General features: G+C 39.6%; 6 protein-coding genes and 2 pseudogenes. 6 read left to right on the top strand and 2 right to left on the bottom strand.

Translation table 11 applies throughout. The features are described from left to right. Positions 1-82: 82 nt before the first annotated feature. A complete protein-coding gene (locus BIZ39_RS19440) occupies positions 83-688 on the bottom strand; it encodes a hypothetical protein (RefSeq protein ID WP_187447799.1) in 606 nt (201 codons plus the stop codon). Between the two features lie 385 nt (positions 689-1073). Then, complete coding sequence (locus tag BIZ39_RS19445) at positions 1074-1982, bottom strand: hypothetical protein (RefSeq protein WP_015067957.1); 909 nt, start codon at positions 1980-1982, stop codon at positions 1074-1076. Between the two features lie 373 nt (positions 1983-2355). Here BIZ39_RS19445 and BIZ39_RS19450 point away from each other — a divergent pair, with 373 nt between their 5' ends. The 6 genes and pseudogenes from BIZ39_RS19450 to BIZ39_RS19475 form a co-directional block, all read left to right on the top strand. Then, positions 2356-3285: a hypothetical protein gene (locus BIZ39_RS19450; RefSeq protein WP_015067956.1), complete on the top strand. Its 930-nt coding sequence runs from the start codon at positions 2356-2358 to the stop codon at positions 3283-3285. Between the two features lie 515 nt (positions 3286-3800). Next, complete coding sequence (locus BIZ39_RS19455) at positions 3801-4061, top strand: type II toxin-antitoxin system ParD family antitoxin (RefSeq protein WP_024016873.1); 261 nt, start codon at positions 3801-3803, stop codon at positions 4059-4061. Further along, entirely contained in the window at positions 4048-4341 is a 294-nt protein-coding gene (locus BIZ39_RS19460; RefSeq protein ID WP_024016872.1) for a type II toxin-antitoxin system RelE/ParE family toxin, read from the top strand. Before BIZ39_RS19455 ends, BIZ39_RS19460 begins: the two co-directional genes overlap by 14 nt. 1260 nt (positions 4342-5601) lie before the next feature. Continuing rightward, entirely contained in the window at positions 5602-6234 is a 633-nt protein-coding gene (locus BIZ39_RS19465) for a cation diffusion facilitator family transporter (protein ID WP_015067954.1), read from the top strand. A 225-nt stretch (positions 6235-6459) separates the two neighbouring features. Next, positions 6460-7113, top strand: a pseudogene (locus BIZ39_RS19470) (cation diffusion facilitator family transporter); the annotation flags it as partial. 133 nt (positions 7114-7246) lie between these two features. Next, positions 7247-7438 (top strand): annotated as a pseudogene (locus tag BIZ39_RS19475) (site-specific integrase); the annotation flags it as partial.

A 7438-nucleotide genomic window follows, 5' to 3' on the forward strand; every position in this document is an offset into this window, starting at 1 on the left:
GTTTGAATTCTTTCGAGTAGCTTTTTCGGGTTTTCATATACACTCCAGTTGAGATAATTATCTCTTAACTGGGTGTGTGAATCTATTGGAGCACGTCAATAGTAACTTCAAAAACAGGAATGTTGTGAAATATAAAGTCTTCTAGTTTGTAAGATTCACATCCATGCGAATACGTCACTTCTATAGCAATCTTACCACCCCATCTATCATACATTTCATGTTCTTCACTAAACGTACATAAGATATCTGGGTAGTATTTAGAATTATTAGGCAAATGTAAAAATGGTTCTTTCCTAACTGATTCAAAGTCAAACTCTAGCGGGCTTCTCTCACACTCAATAGGAGAGAGAAGGGTCATGCTTGTCAGTCTTGATAAAGCCTCCACTACACATTTATGAGTCATTGACTCGTCATAATTCCTATCAAATTCCCTATCACAATCTCCTTTCTTATACCTTTCAAACTGCTGGTTCACAGTATGTACTTTCAATCTATATCTTTTTTTGGGGTCAGGATTTAGACTCCAATATTGAAATTTTTTGTGTCTATCTGGATCATCTAGCTTTACTCTGATTGCTTTTTCAATATTCACTTGAAGCAATTTACCTGTGCTACGATCAATCTCATACTCTGAAGAATCTTTCTTTCTAACGTAAGCTACTTGAGGGCGTTGAATTATTAGAGCCATTAAAATCTCACTATAGGCTAAGTGTGGTAAGACCCGAACTTTCTAGACATCTTCAAGCTGCTGATATTAATGCTTTTCACATTTAGCTGGAGGCTACCCTCCGCTTGTATCTTGTTTGCGTCTAGGATTGTAAAATACATCTATGTAATCGAATACTTCAGTTATTGCTTAAGCCCAGGCTGGATAGCTTTTTCTTTCCACCGCGCCGATGTTCATAGGGAGAAATAAGTGAGAATATGTCTTTCTGTATCATTCGTCATTTTTTCAAAAACTGGACAAGTAAAAAGGTAATCAGATATTGAGCGGACAGCTTCTGCTAGTCCATTTATTAGCCGTATTTTCGCTTTATGAACATATCGTCAATGAACAAAGTGAACTACGTGATCTAAAAGACTTCCATTCGGCTAACTTTTTCTGAAATCGTTTTGATGAGCAATGACAGAGCTTTGTATTCGACATCATCATCCACCAATATGAGATATTGTGGTTCAACATTCAGGTAACGCAGTGGCGTTGCCAACTCATCCCGATACAATATGCTCGCCACTTTTAGCCTGCTGAGCTCTTTATCAACCATCACCACGCGCCCCAATAAATCACATAGTTTATGAATATGTAATTGCAGCCCTTGAGTATATTGTATACGTAATCGAGTTTCTTCAATCTTGCTGATAAACATGCTGAACTGTCTCAACGTTTGATCAAATGGTTGGTGCGCACCGTTCTGGTAGTTTTTAATCACATTAAAGGTGACAGGTAATCTGGTAATCCTGCATTTTTTGTTTTGCATTAAGGCTCGGCATGCTGCCGAGTGTTTTAGACGTTCCTGTAAGTCTGGCCCAACAAAAGGCGCGTTTAGAAGTTCTACCAATTCTTCTTCTATCTGCTTGAGTTTAGCCAGCATGGGCGGGAACACCGCTTGCCTTTCTTGGGACATTACTGCTTCTTCGTGAACCTGTTTAGTTTCTTTGAGTTCGCGGCGGGTCTCCGACAACTCATCAATTTGAATTTTTATGGATGTAATTAATAGCAACGTGGCGAGGAACGTTAAAATTGGATTGAGCACACCGCCGAGAAAGTCGCCGAATGCGCCAAAGGTACTTTGATCACCAAACTCGCCGTTAAACTCTGAAAAATATACTGTGAGCAAGATGGCTACGATGATAACAGGCAGGAACTTGACCGCGTAGATCAAAGACTCAAACTTCTTTTCCAAGTCGACTCTTGCATCAGGCTTGTCCTGATGCTCTTCGGTAATGCCTGTTTTTTTTAAGATTTCTGTAAACTCATCCATAAGAGCTACTCCTAGTGAAAATTAACATGCTGATATTACAATTAATTTGCCTAAATTTGCACATTTCTATGTCCATCTCATCAAGAGAAGCGCTATAAAATTTCGTATCCGATCATGTTTGCATCAAAAGGGTAGCCACCTGAGAGCTGCGTAGCTTTGGTGAAAGTTTAAGGAGTACAGCTATATAAGAACTTCTATGCTTTGCGGCATATTAAAGTAAAAGCCCGATGTTCTTATCTCTATGTCGATTGATCGCGCCGAGAAAACTTGTAAAAAGAACGAGGGTAGTGTATTTTTTGAACAGCTCTAGTGTTTGTTAAATAAGTACAAATCCAATTCTACATCGAATTGGTAAGTTCAGGGAGGATTGCTTATGAATAGGAACTTTTTACTAACCACAGTTCTATTAATTTCCGGCTGTACACTCTTTACACCACCTCGAGAAAATCCATTCTTAGCTGAAACATTTGAAGCTACAGAAAATAAAAAGTCTATGTTTGGAATGGCAGCAACAGATGCGAATAGACGGGTTGCCATTTTAAATGTCATTAGCGGTCAAATTTGTGTGGAACCGCCACCTGAAGCCGCAAATACAATTTCAGAAGCGTTCACCGCATTATTTGAGGCAGATGTGCAAGATAAAGGTAATATTGCCGCCAACTTATCCCAATCTATTACACAAAATATTAGTCAGCTTTATAGACGGTCCCAGACTGTTCAACTTTACCGAGACGCGGTATTTGCACTTTGCCAGAGTGCTATAAACGGGTCGATAGTAGTGGATGATGCAACACTAGCTTCGGTCCCTGTAGATATTAGGGAAAAGGTAGCGTTGCAAATTAAAAATATTGACGATTCTGAATACTACAAGCCTCAGCTAGAGGAAATAAGTACAACGGGATTAGTAAATTTACAAGCACTAAATGCTATTAGATTCAGAGTTGAGGACCTTAGAAATGAAAATAAGAATGATGATGCTAAAAAATTGGAGGATGTAGCTAACACTTTAGGCGAAAGTCTGAGAAAAGCTGAGTTCAGAAGACGTTTAGAAGATGGTTTAAGAGAAGCTTTTGATGTACTAAAAACTGAGCTTCCCCAGTTTTACGAAACCGAAAAGCTAAGGTTTATCGTCGAGCTAAGCAAACCAGTACAAGTTTGTAAAACTGATGTAAAATATGCTGATGATGGTAAGACCATTAGTGAGAAAAACGTAAGTTGCGACGTAAAAATTCCTAAAGGTATTGATGAATCTGTTAAAGAATATATTAATGCTTTAAGAGCTAAAACCAACAATACTGATTGAGCAATAGTTTTTTTTTCAAAGTTGATGTAACGTAATAATACTTCAAGTATTAGTTCACGTTAATGACGATTAACGCAAACTAAATATTCAACTAAACCAGATGTTATCGAGCCTCAAATTTAATGTTTGAAGAGCGTGCTATACGGATATGCTGACCTAGAGCAGTAATAGCTTCTTTGATGCAAACTTTCTTCTAGACACAAAAAAACCGACTCAAAGGTCGGTTTCAGTATCTACTTCTGTAAAGAATAAGATGGTACCAGTGGGCGGACTTGAACCGCCAAGCTATCGCTAGCAACGGATTTTGAAAAGACGGTGGCTATTTTAGTTTTATAAAATCAATTACCTATCAGACGAAAAAGAAACTTTGCAAATTCTTTACATAACTACTTTGATTCTCAACCAAGATTCCAGCCAATTTGCGCAATTAGTACTGCTTTGTAAAAAGTCTACCTTTAGATTAGCAAAATGATCATAACATGCGCATAATATAAGCATAACATGTGGAGGTGTTTATGAACGTTACTCTTGGCTCTGAATTTGAAAAACGCATAAATGAAAAAGTTGCATCAGGACTTTACACATCTGCAAGCGAGGTGATCAGAGATGGTTTACGGTTGTTGTTTGAAAAAGATGTATCGAAGCAACAGCAACTTGAGATACTAAGAGAAGAGGTTGGTAAGGGCTTTAAACAGTTGTCTGATGGGCAAACTTCCGATAAGTCTACGCTGGATATTTTTGCTGAAGTGAGCAAAGAAATCGATGGCAAGGTATAAATTATCTGAGCTTGCTGAGGAAGACTTGCGACTCATATCCGCCAAGACCATCGAAAAATGGGGGCTGTCTCAGGCGAAGAAATACGTGTCGCTGCTACATGAAACTATGATTCAGATTGCGACTACTCCTACTTTGGGAAGAAACAGACCTGAACTGTTTGAAAAGGCTAGAAGCTTTCCCGCGCAACAGCACATTGTATATTATTGGCAAACCGAAGCTGGAATAGAGGTCGCTAGAATATTGCACCAGCGCATGGATGTACTTATAGCGTTTGAGTGATGACCGAGCTAGAACGTACCTACCCAAAAATAGTTAAGGTTTGCCTGGTGTTTATTGTGGAAGTGGTTTAACGAGAAAGTTAGAACCACAGGCACAAAAAAACCGACTCAAGGTCGGTTTATTGTTTCTCTTCTTAGTAAATAAAAAGAGAATGGTACCAGAGGCCGGACTTGAACCGGCACGCTATTTCTAGCAACGGATTTTGAAATAAATGCGCATACATTACTTTATTGAAATCATGGGTATATGTTTACATTGAGAAGCTTTGCAAATTCTTTGCAAAGTCAGGCCTCATTCCTACGAACAATGTCAAGAAATCTCTTCCGCTTACTTATCAGGTTGTAATAGTAAAAATCATCAAATGTAATAGTCTTCCGGAACACCTCATCCTGCCAACGGAAGCACGTCACCAACAGAATATGACAGGCAGTATTTTAAGGACATAGAAAGTGTCTAGGAAAGTCAGGCCTTGCCAAATGATCCCCGCACCAATAGTTAAAGTACAAATACGCAACAATCCATAAAGCCATTAATTGAATCAGGGATGGATTAACATCGCCAAAAACGTGGGAACAATGAGTGAGTTTTTAACGCAATGGCAAGAGACTGCTCATACTACCTTGGCACTGTTTATATGGCTTTTTAGGTTTTCGTGCTTGGCTACCTAATAAGCTCAATGAGCCAAGTCTTTGTCAACAAAAAGCGAACGCAAAAACCTATGGAAAAATTGGAGCCAAGAGTGCCCGCCTACCTCTAGTCTAAGGGTACTGCACTCTAAGGCCTATGATGGTTCAATTTGACGTCATTATGGCTTTGCCGGTTTACATAAATGCGGGTGGTTCAATTAGGGAGTACATAAATCATGATGAATTGTATGGGAGAGACGATGGGGGTTGAAATGATGATAGGTATGGGTTTGATCTGGCTACTGGTAGTGATGGTCCTAATCGGGGCAGTGGCTGCGTTGTGGAAATACTTACGTTCAGATAAAGCGCGTGATGAATAGAATTAAACATTTGTCTGCAAGCCCGCAAGCAAATGTCATTTCTTTTCCTTTTTAGTAAATGTTGTCTGGAAAATGTGGTAGGCCCCTTTTATAAAACCTGGTCACAATGGACCCCATGTACGCAGTGCTTATCTGTACTCAGGCAAGTTTTGGAAATGGCGTAATTAGCTTACTTGACTTCTAAAGAAACAAGTATAGAACGAGTGCGAAAAAATATGAAGATTTTATTGGATGGAATATATAAAAGGTAAAACATGGAACCAACAAGAAAAAGTGATTTAAAAAAGGCCAGAACGCTTCAAATATTAAATGTCATCTATGATGCAATTGAAGTCATAGTAGCTTTAATCGCAGGAATAATTGCTAATAGTTCAGCGCTCATAGGGTGGGCATTGGACAGTACAATAGAGGTGTTAAGCGCTACCACGCTAGGCTGGCGTCTACACGGCGAACTTAAGGGAATTGATAAAAAACAAGTAAATAGACGGAAGAAAATCACTCTCTACGTGATTGCCGTATCATTTACTTTGGTCTGCATATTTATATCTTATGATTCCGTTACAAAACTTCTTAGTCAGCAAACGTCAAGCTGGAGCACTATGGGGTTAATCATTTTAGTTACTTCCTTGCTTATCAACCCGATTTTGATTCATTTCAAAAGAAAATATGGCCGCAAGCTGGATAGCCCGGCGTTACTCGCCGATGCTAAAGATACCTTTATCTGCTTATACCAAACGATCGTTGTCCTTGCCGGTTTGCTATTGGTAAATTGGTTTGGTTGGTGGTGGGCTGATCCTGTGGCGGCATTGCTCATTGTACCTTATGCAGCAAAAGAAGGTTGGGAAGCTTACACTAAAGCAAGAGACATCAGTATTGATGAGAAGTAATACCCGCATCACCTTAAATAATTCATTCTCTTAGCACTGACTTGTTTCGTCACGTATCAACCAAGTGCTTCAGGCTCAGGCATCATGATACAGCACAGAATGTAATGTTCCATGCACCGATGGTTGAGATACAAATACGCAGCAATCCATAAAGCCATTAATTGAATCGGCGATTGATTAACATTGTCTTAAAGGAGAGAACAATGAGTGAGTTTTTAACGCAATGGCAAGAGGCGGCTGAGCTTACTCGGGGCGCTGATAAACGGCATTGTTTTAATCGTTGGTTCTGCCTGGGTCCTTTATGAGGCAGTGCCACGGCTGAGTAATCCAGAGATGCCAGAAACAGAAGGCATGATTGCACTGGCTATTCTTGGCGTACTGGTCAACGGCTTCGCCGCGTATAAATTACAAGGTGGTAAATCGCTGAATGAAAAAGTTCTGAACTGGCATTTACTCGAAGACGTTTTAGGTTGGGTAGCGGTACTCATTGTCGCTATTGTTATGCAGTTCAAAGACTGGCCTGTTCTGGATCCGGTTCTTTCTATCGGATTTACGCTTTTCATTCTGTTCAACGTTATCCGAAATCTTATCAGCACCGTAAAACTGTTTTTTCAGGCGTCACCAGACAACGACCTTTTACAAAACGTGACTGATAAATTGCTTGAACTTGATGCTGTTAGCAATCTGCATCACCTGCATATCTGGTCACTAGATGGTGAGCATCATGTCGCGACAGTTCACATCGTTAGTCAATTTGAGTCGAAAGCTGAATACCTAATGTTGAAAGAAAGCATAGCGAATGCTTTGGATGAATTTGAATTGTCACATACAACCATAGAGGTTGAGAATGGTCTAGAAGATTGTCGTGACACCAAATAGCTAAAGAAGCGATAGGTCACGTTAATGTGTATTAACATAATCTAAAAATATCTCTATAAAACAGGTAGCTATTGTCACTAAGCCATATATACTCGGAGTAAGCGCATTATTTTTTCTTTGCAAATGAGTATTTATGGCTAAGCAGTTAGCAAGACACGACATCGACGACACGCTCTACGTTTTCCTGCAAGATAACAGCAAAAAATGGTACGCCCGTTTTCAGCTTTTCGGGAAATGGCACTGCAAGTCAACTAAACAAGTTGATAAAGAAGAAGCTGTAGCAGCGGCTAGATTGCTACGTATGGAGTGGAAAATAAAAGCGGAA

This window comes from Alteromonas sp. BZK5 (assembly GCF_014349115.1).
In the GTDB taxonomy this organism is placed as follows: Bacteria; Pseudomonadota; Gammaproteobacteria; order Enterobacterales; family Alteromonadaceae; genus Alteromonas; species Alteromonas macleodii.

Bases quoted from the DNA above. Each gene is read 5' to 3' on its own strand.
- BIZ39_RS19460 (WP_024016872.1), top strand. From the start codon at position 4,048: ATGGCAAGGTATAAATTATCTGAGCTTGCTGAGGAAGACTTGCGACTC.
- BIZ39_RS19450 (WP_015067956.1), top strand. From the start codon at position 2,356: ATGAATAGGAACTTTTTACTAACCACAGTTCTATTAATTTCCGGCTGT.
- BIZ39_RS19455 (WP_024016873.1), top strand. From the start codon at position 3,801: ATGAACGTTACTCTTGGCTCTGAATTTGAAAAACGCATAAATGAAAAA.
- BIZ39_RS19440 (WP_187447799.1), bottom strand. From the start codon at position 688: ATGGCTCTAATAATTCAACGCCCTCAAGTAGCTTACGTTAGAAAGAAA.
- BIZ39_RS19445 (WP_015067957.1), bottom strand. From the start codon at position 1,982: ATGGATGAGTTTACAGAAATCTTAAAAAAAACAGGCATTACCGAAGAG.
- BIZ39_RS19465 (WP_015067954.1), top strand. From the start codon at position 5,602: ATGGAACCAACAAGAAAAAGTGATTTAAAAAAGGCCAGAACGCTTCAA.